At 39.6% G+C, this 20,479-nt stretch carries 18 protein-coding genes; 1 reads left to right on the top strand and 17 read right to left on the bottom strand.

Annotation, left to right across the window (positions count from 1 at the left end; all coding sequences use genetic code 11):
- Positions 1-52 precede the first annotated feature (52 nt).
- From treY to gpmA, 8 genes are all read right to left on the bottom strand, one after another.
- Positions 53-2,845, bottom strand: coding sequence for a malto-oligosyltrehalose synthase (treY, locus tag P9M13_04385; GenBank protein MDP8262526.1), 2,793 nt, complete (start codon positions 2,843-2,845; stop codon positions 53-55).
- The gene (locus tag P9M13_04380; protein MDP8262525.1) at positions 2,842-5,271 is read right to left on the bottom strand and encodes a DUF3536 domain-containing protein; all 2,430 of its coding nucleotides are present in this window, start codon (positions 5,269-5,271) and stop codon (positions 2,842-2,844) included. The genes treY and P9M13_04380 overlap by 4 nt, the downstream gene beginning before the upstream one ends.
- A gap of 85 nt (positions 5,272-5,356) precedes the next feature.
- Positions 5,357-7,198, bottom strand: a complete 1,842-nt coding sequence (gene treZ / locus P9M13_04375; GenBank protein MDP8262524.1) for a malto-oligosyltrehalose trehalohydrolase — start codon at positions 7,196-7,198, stop codon at positions 5,357-5,359.
- Positions 7,198-9,120: a 1,4-alpha-glucan branching protein GlgB gene (glgB, locus tag P9M13_04370; GenBank protein MDP8262523.1), complete on the bottom strand. Its 1,923-nt coding sequence runs from the start codon at positions 9,118-9,120 to the stop codon at positions 7,198-7,200. Before glgB ends, treZ begins: the two co-directional genes overlap by 1 nt.
- A 286-nt stretch (positions 9,121-9,406) precedes the next feature.
- On the bottom strand, positions 9,407-9,811 hold the full coding sequence (locus P9M13_04365; GenBank protein MDP8262522.1) for an FxsA family protein: 405 nt from the start codon (positions 9,809-9,811) through the stop codon (positions 9,407-9,409).
- Between the two features lie 115 nt (positions 9,812-9,926).
- Positions 9,927-10,649, bottom strand: a complete 723-nt coding sequence (locus P9M13_04360) for a flavodoxin family protein (protein ID MDP8262521.1) — start codon at positions 10,647-10,649, stop codon at positions 9,927-9,929.
- A gap of 91 nt (positions 10,650-10,740) precedes the next feature.
- Positions 10,741-11,526 carry an exodeoxyribonuclease III gene (locus P9M13_04355; protein ID MDP8262520.1) on the bottom strand — a complete coding sequence of 262 codons (786 nt, stop codon included), beginning with the start codon at positions 11,524-11,526 and terminating at the stop codon, positions 10,741-10,743.
- A complete protein-coding gene (gpmA, locus tag P9M13_04350; protein ID MDP8262519.1) occupies positions 11,523-12,272 on the bottom strand; it encodes a 2,3-diphosphoglycerate-dependent phosphoglycerate mutase in 750 nt (249 codons plus the stop codon). The genes P9M13_04355 and gpmA overlap by 4 nt, the downstream gene beginning before the upstream one ends.
- Positions 12,273-12,521: 249 nt before the next feature.
- Between gpmA and P9M13_04345 the strand changes: the two genes are divergently transcribed.
- Positions 12,522-12,692, top strand: coding sequence for a 4Fe-4S binding protein (locus P9M13_04345; protein MDP8262518.1), 171 nt, complete (start codon positions 12,522-12,524; stop codon positions 12,690-12,692).
- 53 nt (positions 12,693-12,745) lie between these two features.
- On the opposite strand, the gene P9M13_04340 is transcribed toward P9M13_04345, so the two are convergent.
- The 9 genes from P9M13_04340 to P9M13_04300 all read right to left on the bottom strand — a co-directional run bounded on the left by P9M13_04340 (position 12,746) and on the right by P9M13_04300 (position 20,461).
- Entirely contained in the window at positions 12,746-14,434 is a 1,689-nt protein-coding gene (locus tag P9M13_04340) for a cation:proton antiporter (GenBank protein ID MDP8262517.1), read from the bottom strand.
- On the bottom strand, positions 14,427-14,885 hold the full coding sequence (locus tag P9M13_04335; protein ID MDP8262516.1) for a PTS sugar transporter subunit IIA: 459 nt from the start codon (positions 14,883-14,885) through the stop codon (positions 14,427-14,429). Before P9M13_04335 ends, P9M13_04340 begins: the two co-directional genes overlap by 8 nt.
- 195 nt (positions 14,886-15,080) lie before the next feature.
- Entirely contained in the window at positions 15,081-16,241 is a 1,161-nt protein-coding gene (locus tag P9M13_04330) for a LysM peptidoglycan-binding domain-containing protein (GenBank protein ID MDP8262515.1), read from the bottom strand.
- Positions 16,242-16,275: 34 nt separating this feature from the next.
- Positions 16,276-16,944, bottom strand: a complete 669-nt coding sequence (locus tag P9M13_04325; GenBank protein ID MDP8262514.1) for a transposase — start codon at positions 16,942-16,944, stop codon at positions 16,276-16,278.
- Between the two features lie 82 nt (positions 16,945-17,026).
- Positions 17,027-17,923 (bottom strand): ARMT1-like domain-containing protein, encoded by an 897-nt coding sequence (locus P9M13_04320; protein MDP8262513.1) that lies wholly within the window; start codon positions 17,921-17,923, stop codon positions 17,027-17,029.
- Positions 17,924-17,970: 47 nt separating this feature from the next.
- Entirely contained in the window at positions 17,971-18,819 is an 849-nt protein-coding gene (locus P9M13_04315; protein MDP8262512.1) for an ATP-binding protein, read from the bottom strand.
- Entirely contained in the window at positions 18,816-19,667 is an 852-nt protein-coding gene (locus P9M13_04310; GenBank protein ID MDP8262511.1) for an ATP-binding protein, read from the bottom strand. Before P9M13_04310 ends, P9M13_04315 begins: the two co-directional genes overlap by 4 nt.
- Positions 19,668-19,682: 15 nt before the next feature.
- Positions 19,683-20,051, bottom strand: coding sequence for a NifB/NifX family molybdenum-iron cluster-binding protein (locus P9M13_04305; GenBank protein MDP8262510.1), 369 nt, complete (start codon positions 20,049-20,051; stop codon positions 19,683-19,685).
- Positions 20,052-20,053: 2 nt separating this feature from the next.
- Entirely contained in the window at positions 20,054-20,461 is a 408-nt protein-coding gene (locus tag P9M13_04300) for a NifB/NifX family molybdenum-iron cluster-binding protein (GenBank protein ID MDP8262509.1), read from the bottom strand.
- Positions 20,462-20,479: the final 18 nt, after the last annotated feature.

Genomic DNA, 20,479 nt, shown 5'->3' with positions numbered 1-20,479 from the left:
AAGCTTACTTAGTGCAAACTTACATTTCAGAACTATTTTTTTGATAACGTGTTTATTTTGAAACCAAAATAGCCACGGGAAATTCGCTTAAAACCTCACCCACTGTCAGTACATCTTTTATCGATATCGCTTTATCGGTAAATACATTATGCCACTGACCGGGCATGTTATTAAGATTAATTGCTGTATCTTTCCATATTTTATTTCCAAGCGGTATTTCTCCTTTATTGACCAGTGAGACCAAAAATCGTGGCACAATAATGATCACCCACCGATCATTATGTCTGCGCGTAAACGCAACAATATGTTCTTTACGCGCTCCTTCAACATCAAGCGGCATATACGAACCTTTTTGAAATAAATCTTTCAGTTCTTTACGCGCACGCAATGCTCGATAAACGACATACTGTTTAACTTTCCCATCACACATCGCACAAAGCAGTTCTTGAATTAGTTGAGATACTTTATTTTTTTCTTTTTTCTGGATATCACGCAGAAGCCCCATTCTTTTCTTGTAATCAACGGAACGTCTGTTATCAGGGTCAACAAAATTAAGATCCCACAATTCCGTCCCCTGATAAAAATCAGGTATACCTGGTGTTGTCATCTTAAGCACCGTCTGAGAAAGTGAATTCAACCTGCCGTAATGGGCAACTTTTTGCTGGAATGGAAGAAAATGCTTTAAAAACTGATTATCTGTAGACGGCTTCAGAACGGATTCAATAAAAGATATATATGCACTTTCATATTCATTATCAGGTTTTAACCACGCCGTATGCACTTTTGCTTCTCGAACAGCCTTAATGCTATACTCTTTAACCCTCTTAATATAATCGTCTAAGCCATCTTCAGCTTCGGGATACGATCCAACCAAAGTTTGATAGAAGAAATATTCATCATTCTTGTCAGGAACTTTCCTTCCCTTAACAGTAATCTTCTTTCCTTTATTGTTTTCAGCCCACAACTTAACAGCTTGTTCCCATTCCTTCGGTATTTCTGAAAGAACATTAATCCGCGCCCTTATGTCTTCTCCTCTCTTTACATCATGAGTAGAAGTCGCATTGATCGAGTGCGGCCACCTAGCAGCTCTTTTACTATTAAACTCGTGGAAACTTTTTTCTGATACACCAAATATTCCCGGGTCACCGCCAACCTCATTTAAGGATATTAAGCGGTTATAAATATAGAGCGTAGTATCTTCAAAACCTTTTGCCATTAAAGGGCCGGTAAATTGCTGAAAGTTCATAACAAATCGCGCCCAATTCTGGCGGTCAGCATCGCTAATATTATTTTCTAAGCCAAACAAAAAGAATTTTTCAATAAACTTAAGTTCATAATATAAGCCGGGATTAGAATCAGTCGCTTTCCGGGCAGCTTCTTTAATGTAGTGCTGATCAGCGTCACTAAATTCATCAACACTGATATATGTTCTATACACTGGAAACATTGCCATAAATTCCACTAGCGCACGTTTTAAACCATATAATGTTATATCTATACCGTATTTATCTTTACTTGATATCTTGTTCATCTGATGCGCAATATTATCGATATTTCCAGCCATATGTTTACCAATAATAAGCCTTTTCTTATCGGCAACAAGTCTTTCATACTGCATGTCCGCATCAATAAATTTTGAATAAATGGATGAAGATTTTTTCTCATTTTTATGGTAACAGAAAAGCTCATTTACCATATTCATAAACTCGTATCCTGATGTCCCCTGTATCGGCCAAAACGAAGGAAGTGCCTCATCAAAATCGAGTATCTTTTCAACGACCACAAATGTGTTATCGCATTTCTTTTTTAACTTTTGCACATACGCTGTAGGATCATACAATCCATCTATATGATCTACACGTAACCCGGTAAAGGTACCATCTTTAATTAATTTAAAGATTAAAGCATGCGTATTTTCGAATACTTCCTGATCTTCAACACGTAGCGAAATAAGACCATTAATACTAAAAAACCGTCGATAATTTATTTCTTCATTTGCCACCTTCCAAAACGAGAGCCTATAGTACTGCTCTGAAAGAAGCTTATCTAAGAGCTCCAAACTATCAAAATCGCCTTTTTTTCCATTAAATGTCCTGATGGTATAATCTATATATTTCTTTATCTTTTCATTACTGGTATAGAGTTCCCATAACATCTTTTTAGCATACTTAATATTACTATACCGCTTTTGGAGTTCACTGGTATGCGAAGGAGCTTTAAAAAGATGTATCGTTCCAACAAATTTAATAAAGACAGGATTATTTTCACCCAAGCTCTCTTCAAGCATTTTGATCTCTTGTAAAAGAACTTTTGCGTAAGACTCGATCTTAAGAGGAAATTTGAGTTCATAGTATCTTACGCAAAGTCCCTGCTGGTCATACCCCATTTTTATTTCGCCATCACGTAAACATTCAGCATAAAACTTACCCAAAAAAGGCGCTAATAATCTTCCGCGAATACTGAGGTAGGGATGCCCCCAATCAATATCAAAATACGTATAATACGGTGATGATTTTCCGTTTTCCAGAACATCCATCAGCATCTCATTTTCACCGTCATAAGCCATGTGGTTAGGAACAATATCCTGGAGCCAGCCCATGTTCAACTCTTTGACTTTCTTTACAAGCTGGGCAAAGTCTTCCGGCGTACCGAGCTCCGGATTTATCTGATTGGGATTAGTAACATCATATCCGTGCGTACTCCCTGTCTTTGCCTTAAAAATGGGTGAAGCATACACGTCTGAGAACCCAAGATCAGAAAGATAAGAAACTATCTCCAGATGTTTGCGGAATCCGTATGATGGCATAAACTGCAAACGATAAGTTGATTCTGGAACCCGCATCATATTGTTTTAACCCTCATGTATTTTCCAATAGTGTTAAAATATTCCAGCCATTCTTTTGCGTTTAAATCACCTTCTTCGTCCTGCAACCGCATTTCATTATAATATTTTCGCGCAATAGAAAAGAGCCTATTTTGTGATTTCCATAAATTTAAATCTAAGGGGAAGAAATCAAGAAAAGACAATGTCGATTGGAGCTGTTCAAGCAAACTAAGATCATGCGGGCTTGAAACAAGCTCATGAATCAGCATATTAACTTTTTGACTGACGATAAAACTGAGTTCTTCTTTATTTATCTTTACCCCCCACCGTTTCGCTTCTTCGACAAGCCTGCCAAGCATATTGGTGTCGAATTTTTCTTTCTCAAGCAAACGATGTATATCAGCATTTAATATATATTCAACGATAGAGGTAAACACTTTAGGAAACGGAATCCGTAATTCTCTCATTGTCTGCATAACCGGATAATGGTTTTCTTTAATATTTCTAAATGACGCTTCCATATCAAAAAGTGCCGCACTGAATATTTGTTTTAGGATCTTGCTTTGCTCATCTTTAAAGAGATGCCACAGAGAATAACTATGCGATCCAAAATGTTTGTCTATCAACCGCATTACATCTGAAATATCACTTCTTGAAAATGCGTCTCTTATCTCCCTATGCATTTCATTGAAAGATTCATCGCCGCGAAACATTCTGACACCGCCAATGATATTATGATCTCCAAGATGCAGTACCGCAAAACTGATTAACGCTTCTTCAAGGTTGATCTCCGAACGCATTTTTACTTTGCCAACGGCTATCTTTTGTTTCCCGACTTCAGACTTATCGCACACTTCGGCCTCAGCAGTAAAACAATATATTTTTGACACTGAAGGGTACTTGGTAAAAAGTGATGATATTGCATAATGGGCGCCAAGTCGCAAGAAATCGACTACGTACGGTTTTATAAACATTTCATATATCTTTGCGCCGGTTTTAAATTCACTGATATTGCTCGGCACACGTTCCAAAAGGTTAATATACGCATCTTCAAGCGATAGATCGCCGATTTCACGCGCAAGCTGCATTGCACGAGAAGCATATTGCATAACTTGTACAGTTTCAATACCGGAAGTTTCATCAGCAAACCAGCCGCAACTCGTATACATAAGCATTAAATGTCGTTCCATCTCAAGGAGATTTAATGCCCTTATTTTCTTTTCCTTTGATATTTCGACGCGTTCAAATCGTGCAAGGAATTGGTCAATTTTATTTGGTGAACGGTCAAGAATAATGTCTATGTATTCATCGCGTATTTTCCATGGGTCACTCACCAGTTTCCCCATCGCATCATCATACAATTGATTTAACGTATCACTGAGCCAATCCATTGCACCACGAAGCGGTGCACGCCATTTTTGATTCCACGAGGAATGTTTTCCAGAGTTACAACCGCAATCATTGCGCCATCTTTCGACACCGTGCTCACAACTCCACGATGAGTCCCCAATTATCTCAACTTCGTATTCCGGCTTATTGTGTTCAAGATATTCACCATAGATCGTTATCTTAGCGAGATTATTTTTTTCTAAGTAATACAAACAATATGCCAACGCCATATCACCATGCCTGTGATGATGACCAAATGTTTCTCCGTCTATCGCGACATGAGCAAGCTGCGGACTTTTAGAGTCTTCTTGAAACGGACTCATCATTCGTTTAGCAAAATCCTCCCCCTTATCAAGCAGATTGCCGAATGCAATGTCCTGGGCAATAGGACCTTCATAGAAAAATATCGCAATTGATTTTCCTGACGGGAGTTTACAGGTATACGGTCTTCTGGAATCAATAGTCTCTTCAGTAACATCATCCCACTTACCGCTCCCGATCTTTTGAATGCGTCCAGCCTGACGAGGAGCTAAAACGGTAAAAGTGATACCGTTCTCAGCCATAATATCGAGAGATTCAAGGTCAACCGCAGTCTCAGGAAGCCACATCCCTTCAGGTTTCCGTTTAAACCTATATTCAAAGTCCTTGATACCCCATAAAATTTGCGTGCGTTTATCGCGTGCGTTTGCAAGCGGCATAATCATGTGGTTATAACATTGCGCAAGTGCAGGACCATGTCCCGAAAAACGTTTTTGTCCTTCTTTATCGGCGTCCAAAACTGACTTGTATACTTCCGGTTCATGTTTTTCTAACCAGGAAAGCAAGGTCGGTCCGAAATCAAAACTGATCTTTTTATAATTGTTAACAATATGAATTATACGGCCATCATTATCAAGAATACGCGAGGCGGCATTCGGCGCATAACATTCAGCACTGATTCGCTCATTCCAATCATGATAAGGAAATGCAGTATCCTGCATTTCAACTTCCTCAAGCCATGGGTTTTCCCGTGGCGGTTGATAAAAATGTCCGTGAATACATATGAATTTATTGGTCATAACTACTCCTACTTTTAAGCTGTAAGTCATAAGCTATAAGCTTTAAGAAAATAACAAATATTCCATGATGAGATGCCATACACAGTTATACAACGCTCTCAATGGAAAATATTATAAAACTCAAAGGGTTTACTGTCAAATCTTCTGCACCTTTTATTTTATCGGGTAATAGAGTGCCCAGCCCATTCCATTTCTTGTCCGATGAATCGCATAGTTTTGTATAGATTGATTCCTTGTCCGGTAACGAAAACCGCACTTCTTTATCTTCATAATTAAAGAAGGTCAGAACTTCACTCTTTTCATGCCATCTTCTCATAATTATTGAGTTTGCTCCATTACCGGAAACGATTTCACATGACTTTTTATCAAGATGACTGAGCGCGGGAACCGTTTTACGTAAGTTTATCAATGTTTTATAAAACTCTAACATCACCGCATGATGAGAATGTGATCTCTTATCCCAATCAAGCTTTGAGCGCAAAAATATCTCTTCATTTTGTGGATCATGGATAGCTTCACCTGTATGAAACTCTTTAAACTCTTCAATTCTCCCTTTTCGCACACCGTCAATCATCGCTTTATCGCCATAACTGACAAAATACATAAACGGATTATTTTCAGCATATTCCTGCCCCATAAAGAGAAGCGGGATATAAGGAGATAAAAGCACTGTGCCCGCAGCGAGTTTTAACGCTTCATATGACACAAGGGACGACAATCTCTGGCCATTCATCCTATTCCCGACCTGATCATGATTTTGACTAAACACCACAAACTGCTCAGCAGATCGCTCTAAAGAAGAATTTCCGTGGTCTCTTTTGCGAAACGCTGAATATTGTCCCGAGTAAACATACCCTTCCTGAAACGATTTTTCGAGGTGTGTCAAATCACCAAAATCTTTATAATATCCACAATTCTCACCGGTCAGGACTGTATGAAGAGCGTGATGAAAATCATCACACCATTGCCCGTCGTGGCCATACCCGCCCTGAGATCTAGGCGTAATCACTTTACTATCGTTCAAATCACTTTCAGCAATGAGCAAAAAGTTTCTTTTTTGCTTTTGAGAAAAAACCTCAACACATTCAGCAAGCTGTTTTAGAAACGGACGAGCACTCATATCATATATGCCGTGCACAGCATCAAGCCTGAGCCCATCAATATGATACTCGCCAAACCAATACAGTGCATTTTCGATAAAGTAATTTCTTACTTCATTAGAGTATGCACCATCAAAATTAATACCGCTTCCCCACGGTGTTTTATATTTTTCAGTAAAATACGGCCCATAATCCCACAGGTAATTTCCTTCATGCCCCAAATGATTATAGACAACATCTAAAATAACACTGACATCCTTATCGTGACATGCCGCAACAAGTTTTTTTAATCCTTCCGACCCGCCATATGAATTCTGTACCGCAAAAGGATATGTCCCATCATACCCCCAGTTACGCTCACCGGGAAACTGAGAAACCGGCATTATTTCAATAGTGTTTATCCCGATATCTTTTAGTTCATCAATCCGAGTGATAATATCTTCAAAAGTGCCCTGGTCAGTAAATGTACCGACATGCAACTCATAGATTATCATTTCTTGAAGAACACGCGGTTTATAAGACTGCTCACTCCAGGTAAAAGAAGTATGATCAATTATCTGTGACGGACCATGCACACCATCAGGCTGGAATTGTGACGCTGGGTCAGGACGTTTGATATCACCATCTAACCGGTATAGGTACTGCGTACCCTCAGACACCCCATCTACCGTAGAGTGCCAATAGCCCCTATCATCCTTTTTCATGGGATATACAGTTTCACTGCCAGAAGAAAGAATAAGCAAATCTACTGTAGTTCTCAGCGGTGCCCATACAGCAAATTCACATGTCCCATCACCTAAATAGTGTACCCCAATACGCATAGACATTATCCCTGCTTCTTAAAAAACGAGACACTTAATGGAGGTAATGTTAGTGAAAGAGAGAATTCTTTACCATGAGACGGAATAGTATCTGCGTACATTCCTCCAAAGTTTCCGTGACCGCTCCCATCATATTCAAGCGCGTCACTATTTAACAGTTCTTTCCACATACCGCTTTCAGGAACACCTAAACGATAATGAGCACGAGATACAGGCGTAAAGTTAAACACGACAACAACTTTTTCTTTCGCTTCTTTACTTATACGCATAAAACTGACAATACAACTTTCCCAATCACGAAAATCTATCCATTCAAATCCTTCGGGACTAAAATCAACTTCATATAACGCAGGTTCATTTTTATACAGGTTGTTGAGATCTGTTACCCACCGTTTCATTCCCTTGTGCGCTCCATAATCCAAAAGATGCCAATCAAGACTCTTGTCATGATTCCATTCAGCCCATTGCGCTATTTCACCGCCCATAAAAACGAGTTTTTTACCGGGATGCGCATACATGTATCCGAAAAGCACACGCAAATTAGCAAACTTCTCACAGTCTGTTCCGGACATTTTATTAACAAGCGATCCTTTGCCATATACCACTTCATCATGTGACAGGGGCAACATAAAATTCTCGGTAAATGCATACCACATACTAAACGTTAACTGTCCGTGATGATATTTGCGAAATATCGCGTCTTTTGACATATACTCTAACGTATCGTGCATCCAACCCATATTCCATTTCATCCCGAAACCAAGTCCGCCAACATAGGTCGGTTTTGACACCATTGGCCATGACGTTGATTCTTCAGCAATGATCTGAACATCATTATGCGCCTGATATATAACCTCATTCAAATTTTTGATAAAAAATATCGCATCAGTATTTTCTCTGCCACCATGTTCATTAGGTATCCACTGGCCCTCTTCACGCGCATAATCCAAGTACAGCATTGATGCAACACCATCGACTCTTAGTCCATCAGCATGATATTTCTTTACCCAGAAAAGAGCGCTCGAAATAAGAAAATTTCTCACTTCGTTTCGACCATAATTAAATATGTTACTTTTCCATTCAGGATGAAACCCTTTTTTGGGATCAGCATGTTCAAACAGATGCGTACCATCAAAATAGGTAAGACCGTGTTCATCAGTCGGAAAATGTGACGGCACCCAATCAAGAATAACCGCTATACCGTTTTGATGGAGATAATCGATTAAATACATGAGGTCTTGTGGCGTACCGTATCTACTTGTCGGTGAAAAATATCCTACTGTTTGATATCCCCAAGAGCCATAAAACGGATGTTCCATAACCGGCATAAATTCAACATGGGTAAAACCCATTTCTTTTATATAATCAGTGATCTGTGGCGCCATTTCACGATATGAAAGATAGCGATCGCCTTGCTCTGGGCACCTGCGCCACGAACCTAGATGGAGCTCATATACAGAACATGGCTTATCAAGGCCATTATGCTTATACCGATTTTTCATCCAATCAGCATCTTTCCACTTATAATCAAGATCCCAGACAATTGACGCTGTTTTAGGAGGTATTTCAGCATGTAACGCAAAGGGATCAGTCTTATCAACTTTATATTTATTGACCCCTGAACGGATATGATATTTATATTTTGTTCCTTTAGTCACCCCGGGTATAAATCCTTCCCACACGCCTGAGCTGTCCCACCTTGCATCTAAAGGATGAGAGTCCTTGTTCCACCCGTTAAACTCACCAACAACTGACACATACTTCGCATTAGGCGCCCATACAGCAAACCGTGTACCTTTTATGCCATCAATGGTAACCATGTGTGAGCCAAGTTTATCATACAGGTTATGATGATTCCCCTCTCTAAAAAGAAACGTATCATAATCTGTTACAAGATCGTTTTGTATCATCTTTTCTTTTTCAACCATTCGTTTATCCTTTATCTTTTTCCGATAAGGGGTTGAGAAACAATAATACGACTAATTTGGAGGCTCAGATTTTAGCCGTATACAAGGCACGACGACGCTGGCGTACCATTTGTGGTACGTCAAGGAGGAGCAACGAAGTAGACGGTCAAAGATGAGCCTCCCAGAAGGGGCTGGCCACTTTTGGGCTGCAACTGCGTCCTTCATCGTTTACGTATCGCTCAGGATACGCGGCACTCTTCGCTCCTTGTTTCACTCCAAAATCGTCTCAGCCAAATTTGTCATATTATTATTTCTTAACCCCTATAGTAAAATTTCCTGAAGTGCCTCGATCGATCATATCTTTCATTTTTCTCTTCAAAAATCGTTTAAATATGGTTCGTGTGGAAGGAATAAGTCCCATGAAACCAATGCAATCTGTAATAAGTCCTGGTGTTAAAAGAAGTATTCCTGATGCTAGAATAATAAACCCATCAAAGAGTTTATCTCCAGGCATTTTCCCTTGATTCATATCTGCTTGTATCTTTTGTAAGGCTACGAGCCCTTGATATTTTGCCAGACATGCACCGGTAACACCGGTAAAAATAACGATCATAATGGTATTAAACACACCGAGTATTTGTCCTACTTTAATGAGCAGTGCCAGCTCAATAACCGGTACCAACGTAAAAAGCAATATCATGTAACCAAGCATAACAACTCCTTAAAAAACGTTTTTCGGTTTTTGGTTAGCGAAAAAAACTAAAAAAACACACGATAACCGATCAACGAACACCGATCATCTATAAAAATCGCAAAGCGATTTTTATTTATTTCCCTCTCATTCTTGCCCAGTAGTCATTTGCGGTTTTTCTGAATGTTTCTGCCCCACCGGGAAACAAATCTGCCGTTAACCGTTTACCTAGTTCTTCAGTAACGCCACCCAATTGAACAATCTCCTGACCTGCTTGACGCAAGTCATCGTAATATCCTTTTAAATAATGTTGGAAATTATCTTTACTCAATATCTCTGCACCCGGCCGCAAAATAGCACCAAGATATTTCCAACCAAAAATACGAACATATTCTTCAAACCATTTCACAAACGGATCAAAGTGTCCCATTTCAGGAAATCCGCATGGACACAAAAGCATTGCTGACTCAGGCAACGAAAACCGTGGAGGATGCCCGCTTAATCCCGGCCTGTTCTTGTCCTCAACGAGCCAGGGTTCATACAATGGCAATGTACGATCAATAAAATCTTTCAAGAGCCCACTCATAGTAAAATGATACAGCGGCGTCCCAAAGATAATCAGATCAACAGCCACAAATTTTGAGAGCACTTCATCAACACCATCATTATGTATACAGCTACCGGGCGTTTTTGTCCAACAGGTATAACACCCCGTGCAGTGATTCATCTTAAGTTTACTTAATAGCACCAGCTCAGTCTTTGCTCCGGCATCTTCCATACCGGCAAGAAGAGGATTTAACATGTGATAGGTACTACTATGTTCACCACGTGGCGATCCACATAATGCAAGTACTCTCATAATCTCCTCCTATAGCAGTAAAAAATAGTATCCTGATTCATGTATCCTGTAAACACTAAAACTGTTAGTCAGCACCTTCTCAAATGACCGCTTATGCACAATTGAGCTTAATATCAATGCCTATGGGGCAATGATCTGAGCCCACTATATCCGATTCAATATATGCTTTTTTAACGTCAGATGCAGTGTTATCACTGACAAAGAAATAATCTATTCTCCAGCCCACATTTCGTTCTCGCGCACGGCTTTTCATGTCCCACCATGTATATAACTCCGGTTCAGGATGAAACATTCTCAAAGTATCACTATACCCATGGCCAATAAAGCTATCTATCCATGAGCGTTCTTGCGGTAAGAATCCAGACGATTTCTGATTTTCTTTTGGTCTCGCAAGATCAATCTCAGTATGCGCAGTATTCACATCACCGCAGACGATAACCTTTTTACCTTTTTTCTTTTCTTTTTCTACAAATGAAAGAAAAGCATCATAGAAACCCATTTTATAGCTTAACCTTTCAGGAGATGCTTTACCATTGGGAAAATAAATATTACAAAGCATGATATCCCCAAACTCAACAGCCAGAATTCTTCCTTCAGAGTCATACTCTTTTTCACCAATACCTGTTAACACTCTATCGGGCTTAATCTTAGAATATATTGCAACCCCGCTATATCCTTTTTTTATCTCGGAAGAAGAAAAATATGCGTGATAACCTGGGATATTTCTCAAATCTTTGGGAAGCTGGCTAGCAGTCGCTTTTGTTTCCTGCAAACAGAGAATATCGGGATTAGCCTTGTTTATATAATCAAGCAGGCCCTTCTTATAGATAGCTCTGATACCGTTTACATTCCATGAAATAATCTTTTTTGTGGTCATTGGTTCGCTTTCGACTGATTTTTTACTGCCTGAACAGCTTTTTCGATCTCTTCCGGATCAGCTAAGTAATAGTGCTTTACCGGCTCAAATTTCTCGTCAAATTCATACACAAGAGGTATTCCCGTAGGAATATCAAGTGACGGAATATCTTTATCAGAAATCTTATCTACATGTTTTACCAGTGCCCGTAAACTATTACCGTGCGCAGCAACAATGACTTTCTTACCACTTCTTACATCACGTGCTATAACATCATGCCAGTATGGCAAAAATCTCTCTACCGTATCTTTCAGACATTCAGTTAAAGGCAACTCATCAGGTGTAAGATCATTGTAGCGCGGATCGTTACCGGGAAACCGTTCATCACTCTTTTCAAGTGCAGGTGGAGGGGTGTCATAGCTTCTTCTCCAGACATGCACCTTTTCTTCACCGAACTTTTTCGCAGTTTCAGCTTTATTCAGTCCCTGAAGAGCACCGTAATGACGTTCATTTAAACGCCATGCCTTGTATACCGGCACCCACATAAGATCCATCTCATCTAAAACAATATCTAATGTTCGCACAGCTCTTTTCAGTACCGAGGTATACGCAACATCAAAGGTAAAACCTTTTTCTTTCAATATCCGCCCCGCAGAACGGGCTTCAGCAACCCCTTTATCCGATAGATCGACATCTGTCCATCCGGTAAAACGGTTTTCTTTATTCCACTGACTCTCACCATGACGTAACAAGACCAAGGTATACATAAGGCCTCCATAATATGATATATATTATTCCCAACAAAACCCCTCTATTATATCTTTTTACGGTATTTATACAAGATATTCATATAGCAAGACTTTAAAAGTCACAAGCATTCCTATGTGAATATTAGCCAGTCAAACTATCTCCTTAGGGGAAACCATTCATTTTTAGGCAATTTTCGAATATTTTCTCTTGAAATGTTGAAAAAATAATGATAAATATACATATTATCAAAAGAAAGGGGTGCTTTTATGGCATATAAAATCGATGATAAATGTATAGCATGCGGATCATGTTTACCGGAATGCCCGGTACAGGCAATTGAAGAAGGTTCACCTCAGTACACAATCGACAAAGAAAAATGTATTGATTGCGGTGCATGTGTTGCTTCATGTCCGGTACAAGCTATTTCACAAGAATAAAACATTTACTAAAAAAAGAGGGACACCTATTATCAAATAGGTGTCTTCTTTTTTCACACAGGTATTTCGGCCAATCTCTGGTTTTCAATGATTTTTTCTGCTAAGTATCTATGAATGGCTCGCGCTTCGACCATCCCTATCACAACGTTACTGCCATCTACAACCGGAATAAACTCCACGCTGTAATTGTGCAGCATTTCATTGACTTCTTTAAGCGACGTATCCTGCGCAACCTGAGTCACAACAGGTTCCATCAGGTCATGCGCTAAAAGAAAACTGTCTAAACCGGTTGCCATAAATGTATTTTTAACATTATCAATGCTTATAATACCGAGAAGATTTTTATCATGATTAACCACTGGATAATACAGATTATTGCTTTTACCCAACACTTTGAGTATTTCAGCTAAAAACATATTTTCATAGATAATGGGAACGTCTTTATCCATAACATCTTCTGCTTTACTCATTCGAATGATGTCTTCTTCCGTAACATTCAAACCGACTTCACCGGCCTTCGTAATACCCCACTTTGTGCATATCGGACCAATAATCTGTACAATAAATGTCGTTGTAGTTATAACAACAACGATCGCGTTTCCCAGCTCTCCCGGAAACCGCTGACCAGCAAGAATTGACAGTCCTATAGCGACACCCGCCTGACTGAACAGACATAACGGAAGATACCTCTGTATATTTTTAGATGCCCCCGACATACGAGCACCAAAATACGCACCGAACATCTTACCGCCGGTACGACCCAGAAGATATGCGCCCGCAAGCAAAAGCATGAAAATTGTCATATGATTGAGATCTAGCTTCGCGCCAAAAAGGACAAAGAAAAGAACATATATGGGGGGTGTAAATTTACCGACAAGGCTGAATACTTCCTTACTTTTTCGCGGGAAGTAATTGATCATCATAGCACCAAGTGCCATTGCTCCAAGCAGGATATCTACTTTGATCGCGAGGGCGACACCAAGAACTAAAAGGACTGTACCAATGGAAAGAGCCAGAATTTTTTCTTCATCCACCCATTTTTTTAAGATAATGCCGTGCACCCACCCCGCAACAACACCTAACAGGATCGCACCACCAACCTCATATAGGGGAAACAGAATCATACCAAGAAAACCGGTATGCACATCACCCATAAGACTCATCGCAATACTTGACGCGACTGCAAACAGAAATAAAGACAGGCCGTCATCGAGTGCAACAATACCCATTATGATTGAGGTAAGCGGCCCCCGGGACCTATTTTCCCATAATACGTCGGTTGTTGCCGCAGGAGCCGTTGCTGATGCAATCGCCCCGAGCAAAAGACCCAAAGAACAAGCAATTTTTATATTGGGAAGAAACAACATACCCAGAGAAGTTACCAGCAAGGCTACAACAATAAACGCGATAACACCTTCTGAGATGAGAATATACAAAAACTGCTTACCGTACTTAAGAAGGGTGTTCTTTTTGAGCTCTCCACCGATCATAAAACCGATGAGACCCAATGCGAAGTAGTTAAAAGGCTGAAGCATCTCCAGCATGTGTTTATCTACGATCTTAAGGCCGGTTTGACCAATAATAATACCGACTATTATATAGCCAACAACAGACGGGATCCTCATTTTCTGGAATATTTTTCCGCTGATCGTTCCCACCAATAACGCGATGCCGAAAAAAGTTAAAAGACCGAGATGGATCAACGAAATTCTTGAAAGGATGTGGTCTATATATTCAGTCATCACACTTTTCCATGATAAGCGAATGTATTGTCCCAACTGTATCGCATTGGATAAGAGACTCTGTAAATTCCTTATTTTTTAGATGTGAGATTATTTCTGATAAAAGCTGTATATATTCCCGGTGCTGTTCCTTGCCGGCAATTATCATAACCCCTATCCTCACAGGCTGATTATCTAATGACTCGTAATCATCAATCCCCTTATAACAGACTCCGATCAGGATAAACGGCTCCGCAACGCCCTGAAGACGCACATGTGGGACCGCAATACCACAGCCGATACCTGTACTCATCAGCTTTTCCCTATAAAAAATACTCTCCTTTAAAGCGGAAATATCCTGAACTTTACCTGATTTTTCGATCAAAGCAATAAGCTCTAAGAGAGCTGCTTCTTTAGATGTGCTCTTCAATATTGTAATATGCTCTAATGAAATTGTGTCTTTAAGCTTCACGTATAACTCTCCTTAACATACAATAGGTACATTTTGTTCTCTGGGTTCCCTGTCTTGATTTTATATGTATATAAAAAAAATTCAAGGGAAATATTTTAAAGAAAATTTGGATCTCAGACTATAGTACGTTTATGATAAATCCTGGAGTTTGAGCTACGTAGTATATTTCTTTAATCGCAATAATTTGCTGGAATCTTATTTTTTTTCTTTAGTTCGTTCATACAACATAAGTTGGCGTTTAAATTCTTTCCAGGGAAATCGTTTGCCGGGACATTCTGTATGTGCTTTGCGAACATTTCCATGCCCCAAAATTCTTCTCGCGGGAATATTGTAATAATCTTTTAATGTGCTTACTATATAGACGAGTGATTCCATTTGATCTTTAGATACCTTATCACTATTAAAATTGCCGACAAGGCATACCCCTATCGCTTTAAAATTCATTGCAGACGCTTTACAGTGAGCTCCGTTCTGCTGCTTTATCCATCTGGGAGAAACCTCGATTTGCCCATTCTTTTTACCTTTTGTTCCGTTATCAATAACAAAATGATAACCTAACCCTGAAACAAAACCCCGCCTAATATGCGCGCGGTTAAAACACAAAGCATTGCCGATATCTGTCGCGCTATGATGAATAATAATATATTTCCATTTATTGCTCGCATAAATCGGTATTTTCGGCTTAAGATATTGCGCATTAGGAACTTTTATTTCCTGATCTTTTTTGAGCACCTTAGAACGAGATATTTTATTAGCACGAACAATCTTCTCTACAGGCACATTATACATCTGACTAATATACCAGAGGCTATCACCAGATATTATAGTATGCGAAATATCCTTTTTCTTTTCTTTGTGAGGTGTAATACAAAACTCAGAACCGTAGAAGGACACATTAGGGATAATGATCTTTTGCCCAACCTTTAGCTTCTTAGTATTCCAAATATTGTTTACTTTTTTTATCGTTTTTAATGGCACCTCATAGAGCAAACTGAGCTCCCATAATGTATCACCGTAATCTATTGTATGAATAATATCTTTTTTCATTTCTTTCGAAGATTCATTGAAACGCGCTGACATATCAAGAGGTATACGAATGTTCTGACCAACTTTGAGGCTATCAGGTTTTGAGATATTATTAACTCGTTTAATAGCGTTTACTGAGACATCATATTGTTTACTGATATCCCATAGGTTATCACCGCGTGCAACCTTATGCATAACCTCATCAGCCGATCTTAAGGAAACAACAGTTCCTAACATTATTATGGCCATGCATAATATAAAAAAGGGGACTGTCCCCTTTTTTATAAAAAGTTCACGGGTCTGCTTATTTATCTTTTTTAGTCTTTTCATAAATCGCCATTTAAAAGGGGACTGTCCCCTTTTTTTATTTTTTCCGTGGTCGTCCTCTTGGCTTTGCAGCTACAATACTTTTGAGTCCACACTTTGCAGCAAGTGCACTCATAAATGTCTCTGTACCTATTGGTCTGCCGCAAAAAGTCGCACGATTGATCATCTGTGTTTGTTCAATCTCTTCTTCACGTTTGAGAAATGAAGAGTACTGCTCCCTATCACTATCAGTGCATATCGTCTTTAAAAATCCATCCGTAACAATGCCCGCGTTAATCTTCGCACTAGACCATTGATAGTCAAATGGTTCAGCAACGATCTGAGCCCTTACCGGATTAGACTCAATATACTTACACACCATCCAAAGATACGAATTACGATCAATCACCGATGAATGGTAACGAGACTCCCACAATCTCCCACTTTTTTCATATTTCTTATTGATATACTGTGCATATTGAAAGCTCAGCTTATGCATGGTCTTAGAAAGTGATTTTTCTTGATGAGGGATAACCAACAGGTGCACATGATTGTTCATCAGACAATAGGCATGCACAGAACAGTCAAATTCTTGACAGCTTTTCTTTAACATGAAAAGATAGTTACATCTATCTTCATCATCAAAGAAAACCGGTTCTTTTCTGTTTCCCCTCTGCACAACATGATGAGGGTAATCTATAGCAACAATTCGCGCAATTCGTGGCATATCAAATATATATACACAATTTTTAAGGAGTTTTCAATAAAAAAGGGGACAGTCCCCTTTTTTAAAACAGTAATTGATCTTGTCATAATTTTATCGCTGTAGGGTTATCAATCAATATATAATCACCCATGTCACCTCGCACGTGTTTTGCTACTACCGGACATTTTGCCATAAATAAATAAAAAATAGGGCCCCTTACCTTTGATAATGTCTCAAAATTGCCCTGCCCCTTACTGATAATCATATCCGCTTTTCGAAATACACGCCGAAACTCTTTTGAACACTGCTTCAGGACCGTTCCAGGCGCTTCAGAACCGCTTGATATGATCTCAGAGACCCTGTCCATCTGACAATACAATGCATCGCTCAATAACGCATCATTAATAATAGGTTTTGCTTTTACCGCGCATATAATCCGTATATCAGGATAGTATAATCGTATTTCTTCCATCAATAACTTATCAAAAACTATTTCTCCCGCATTATCGACACAATACAGAATCGTTCTGGATCCTTTTAACGCTTGCCTGAATTTCTTATACTGAAACAGACCCTTTTTTTCAGATTTTATCTTCGTTTTCTCTTTTTTTAGGATCTTTTTCAGCTCGGCATCAACATCCAATTTATTTTTTATCCCATAATCTATCACATTACCGCTTACCGCTAGCTCTAATGCCGTCAGCAGTCTATCACTCGATGAAATAACTTTTTTTCTGGCAATCGGATAGACGCTCAGTGCACGCTCGTTGCTTTTATGCTTTACCTCAGCATATATATCCTTAATTTCTGTAATATCAGATACTATGGAATATATGATGCGCCCCATTTCAGGAGGTGTTGCTGAAAAAGGAAACGATGGCAATACTTGAGCAATACGATCAACGATCAGTTTCTGCTTTTTTGCGCTCGCACCGGCATTACGCGCAGCTTCTATTGCCTGATTAAAAAAACACGGGATACATTCAAGATATGTTTTCATAGGTTATATAAATAAAAAACCCTTATATACGTTCATAATTAATTGTATTACTCTAATTTATTCCAGATAGAAATTATTTCCTGCGTGATTGGCCCTTTCGTATACTCGACAAGCGGAAGGGCATTTACAATAGAGTAACAGGCTTCTTTGGAAAAAGGAACCATTCCGATAATCTCAACGCCTTTTTCACTGCACATCGCCTTTATATCCTGAGAGTTCTTCTCATTTAAATCATATTTATTGATTACAACCTTGGCTTCAGTGTCAAAATGAGATGCGACCTCAAGCACCCTCATCATATCATGTATACCTGACAAAGTCGGTTCGGTTACAACAAGCGCCACATCAACGCCGGATAAAGATGCTATAACCGGACAGCCAATTCCGGGAGGACCGTCAATAATTATGTATTCATGATTCCCCTTATCCGCAATCTCCTTGGCCTTTTTCCTTACAAGAGCCACAAGCTTACCTGAATTCTCCTCGGCTATACCCAGCTTTGCATGAACCATAGGACCATATTTAGTATCGGATATAAACCAGTCTCCTGAAATATTCTCTTCCATCCTCACCGCATTGACAGGACATACATATTCACAGAGCCTGCACCCTTCACACGATACCGGATCAACCGTGTACGTATCATCTATCGCATTAAACCGGCAAAGATCAATGCATTTGCCGCATTCTTTGCAAAACGATTTATTAATTACCGCTGTATGCCCGCTTCTAAACTCATGCTGTTCCTTAACAGAGGGGTGAAGAATCAAATGCAAATCAGCAGCATCAACATCACAATCAACCATAACCTTGCTGCGAGCCAGTGATGCAAATGATGCCGTCAATAATGTCTTTCCGGTTCCGCCTTTACCGCTTATTACCACTATCTGTTTCATATCAGATTCACTATCCTCTCGTACATACCTTTAAATTCTTCTTTATAGGATTCCATCTTGTTGACAAACGGAATACCCTCGGAATAATATTGCGCAATCTCTCTGTCAAAAGGAATCTCCATAAGAATGGGAATATCATTTTTTTCACAATACTGCGTGACCTTATCGTCGCCAATATCTGAACGGTTGATAACAACCCCAAAAGGGATAGACATCTTTTTTAGGACATCAACAGCCAAAACCAGATCGTTTAATCCAAAAGGGGTAGGTTCTGTGACCAGTATGCAAAAATCCGTTTGCTTTAATGTCGCAACAACAGGACACGATGTGCCGGGTGGAGCATCAATAATCACTGTTTTGGACTTATCAATATGATCTTTTGTCTGCCTGATAACTACCGGAGATAATATTTCTCCAATATTAAGTTTCCCATGTATAAACTGCACGTTCCCAGACACACCCTTTTCGATAACACCGATCTCATGATTAACTTCGCTGATGGCATCATTTGGACACACAATATAACAGCCTCCGCATCCATGGCATAGCGTCTTAAAAAACAAAACACTCCCTTTTCCGTCCTTACCTTTCGGCAACACGGCAAGCGCATTATACACACAAAAATCCTTACATTTTCCGCAATAATCGCACTTATCATCATCTATTTCTGGAATTGCAATAACCGAAGGAATCCGCTCCCTTATATCCGGTTTTAAGAATATATGGGCATTGGGCTCTTCAACATCACAATCCAGAAGCTGAACATCACCTACTAATGATAAAGCAAGATTCGTGGCTACCGTAGTTTTTCCCGTGCCACCTTTACCGCTTGCAACTGAAATAATCATAGTATACCACTCTATCTATTTTCCTGACCCGAACTTGTCCGCAACATCAGGGGCAGCTGTTGGTCTATATTTTCCTTCATTAAATGATTGTACCACTTCACGAATAGTTCCTGCTACTGATACATACATTAAAACACCAGCAGCCTGCAACGTCTGAAACGCATTCGGTCCTATATGCCCGCTCAATACACTTTTAATGTCTTTATCAACAACAAATTGCGCGGCTTGTATTCCGGCACCGCCTGTACTGTCAATGTAGGGATTCTGGTGCACAATAAAATCCAACGTGTCCGTATCAACAATAATGAAATTTTGACATCTGCCGAATCGCGGATCAACATTGCTATCCAGATTGTCTCCCTGTGCTGTTATACATATTTTCATTTTCACTCCTTTTGTTCATTCTGTGAGTCATTATCTTCATGATCACACACCGTTTTATCTATTCCATACCCCTTGCCAGCGCCAGGGCTGCATAAACTACTACCACTTATAAGTTCACCTTCAACATATTGGCTAACCGTATCATCAACTGTTCCGCCCACACCGACTATTGCCTGTATGCCGTACTCTTGAAAAAATGTTTGCGCTCTCATTCCCATCCCGCCCGCAATAATGCATGCCACGCCCTTATCATGCAGGAATTTCGGGATCTGACCAGGTTCATGCCCGGGATTATTAACTGTTTCTGTCTTCACGACCTTGTTACACTCAATCGTAACAATCGTGTATGACGGACACCTTCCAAAATGCTCCGCTACCTGGTTGTTGTCTGTAGAAATTGCAATTTTCATATATTCTCCTCTTAGTGC

It is taken from the genome of Candidatus Ancaeobacter aquaticus, from assembly GCA_030765405.1.
GTDB lineage: Bacteria > Auribacterota > Ancaeobacteria > Ancaeobacterales > Ancaeobacteraceae > Ancaeobacter > Ancaeobacter aquaticus.
The sequence above is the reverse complement of the archived record's forward strand: the minus strand, read 5'-3'. Positions and strand labels throughout refer to the sequence as shown.

Excerpts from the sequence above, each read along its gene's own strand:
- treY (MDP8262526.1), bottom strand. The coding sequence starts at position 2,845 with ATGATGCGGGTTCCAGAATCAACTTATCGTTTGCAGTTTATGCCATCA.
- P9M13_04300 (MDP8262509.1), bottom strand. The coding sequence starts at position 20,461 with ATGAAAATTGCAATTTCTACAGACAACAACCAGGTAGCGGAGCATTTT.
- P9M13_04315 (MDP8262512.1), bottom strand. The coding sequence starts at position 18,819 with ATGAAACAGATAGTGGTAATAAGCGGTAAAGGCGGAACCGGAAAGACA.
- P9M13_04305 (MDP8262510.1), bottom strand. The coding sequence starts at position 20,051 with ATGAAAATATGTATAACAGCACAGGGAGACAATCTGGATAGCAATGTT.
- P9M13_04330 (MDP8262515.1), bottom strand. The coding sequence starts at position 16,241 with ATGAAAAGACTAAAAAAGATAAATAAGCAGACCCGTGAACTTTTTATA.
- P9M13_04360 (MDP8262521.1), bottom strand. The coding sequence starts at position 10,649 with ATGAGAGTACTTGCATTATGTGGATCGCCACGTGGTGAACATAGTAGT.
- glgB (MDP8262523.1), bottom strand. The coding sequence starts at position 9,120 with ATGGTTGAAAAAGAAAAGATGATACAAAACGATCTTGTAACAGATTAT.
- P9M13_04380 (MDP8262525.1), bottom strand. The coding sequence starts at position 5,271 with ATGACCAATAAATTCATATGTATTCACGGACATTTTTATCAACCGCCA.
- P9M13_04325 (MDP8262514.1), bottom strand. The coding sequence starts at position 16,944 with ATGCCACGAATTGCGCGAATTGTTGCTATAGATTACCCTCATCATGTT.
- P9M13_04320 (MDP8262513.1), bottom strand. The coding sequence starts at position 17,923 with ATGAAAACATATCTTGAATGTATCCCGTGTTTTTTTAATCAGGCAATA.
- gpmA (MDP8262519.1), bottom strand. The coding sequence starts at position 12,272 with ATGTATACCTTGGTCTTGTTACGTCATGGTGAGAGTCAGTGGAATAAA.
- P9M13_04310 (MDP8262511.1), bottom strand. The coding sequence starts at position 19,667 with ATGATTATTTCAGTTGCAAGCGGTAAAGGTGGCACGGGAAAAACTACG.
- P9M13_04340 (MDP8262517.1), bottom strand. The coding sequence starts at position 14,434 with ATGACTGAATATATAGACCACATCCTTTCAAGAATTTCGTTGATCCAT.
- P9M13_04345 (MDP8262518.1), top strand. The coding sequence starts at position 12,522 with ATGGCATATAAAATCGATGATAAATGTATAGCATGCGGATCATGTTTA.
- treZ (MDP8262524.1), bottom strand. The coding sequence starts at position 7,198 with ATGTCTATGCGTATTGGGGTACACTATTTAGGTGATGGGACATGTGAA.
- P9M13_04365 (MDP8262522.1), bottom strand. The coding sequence starts at position 9,811 with ATGCTTGGTTACATGATATTGCTTTTTACGTTGGTACCGGTTATTGAG.
- P9M13_04355 (MDP8262520.1), bottom strand. The coding sequence starts at position 11,526 with ATGACCACAAAAAAGATTATTTCATGGAATGTAAACGGTATCAGAGCT.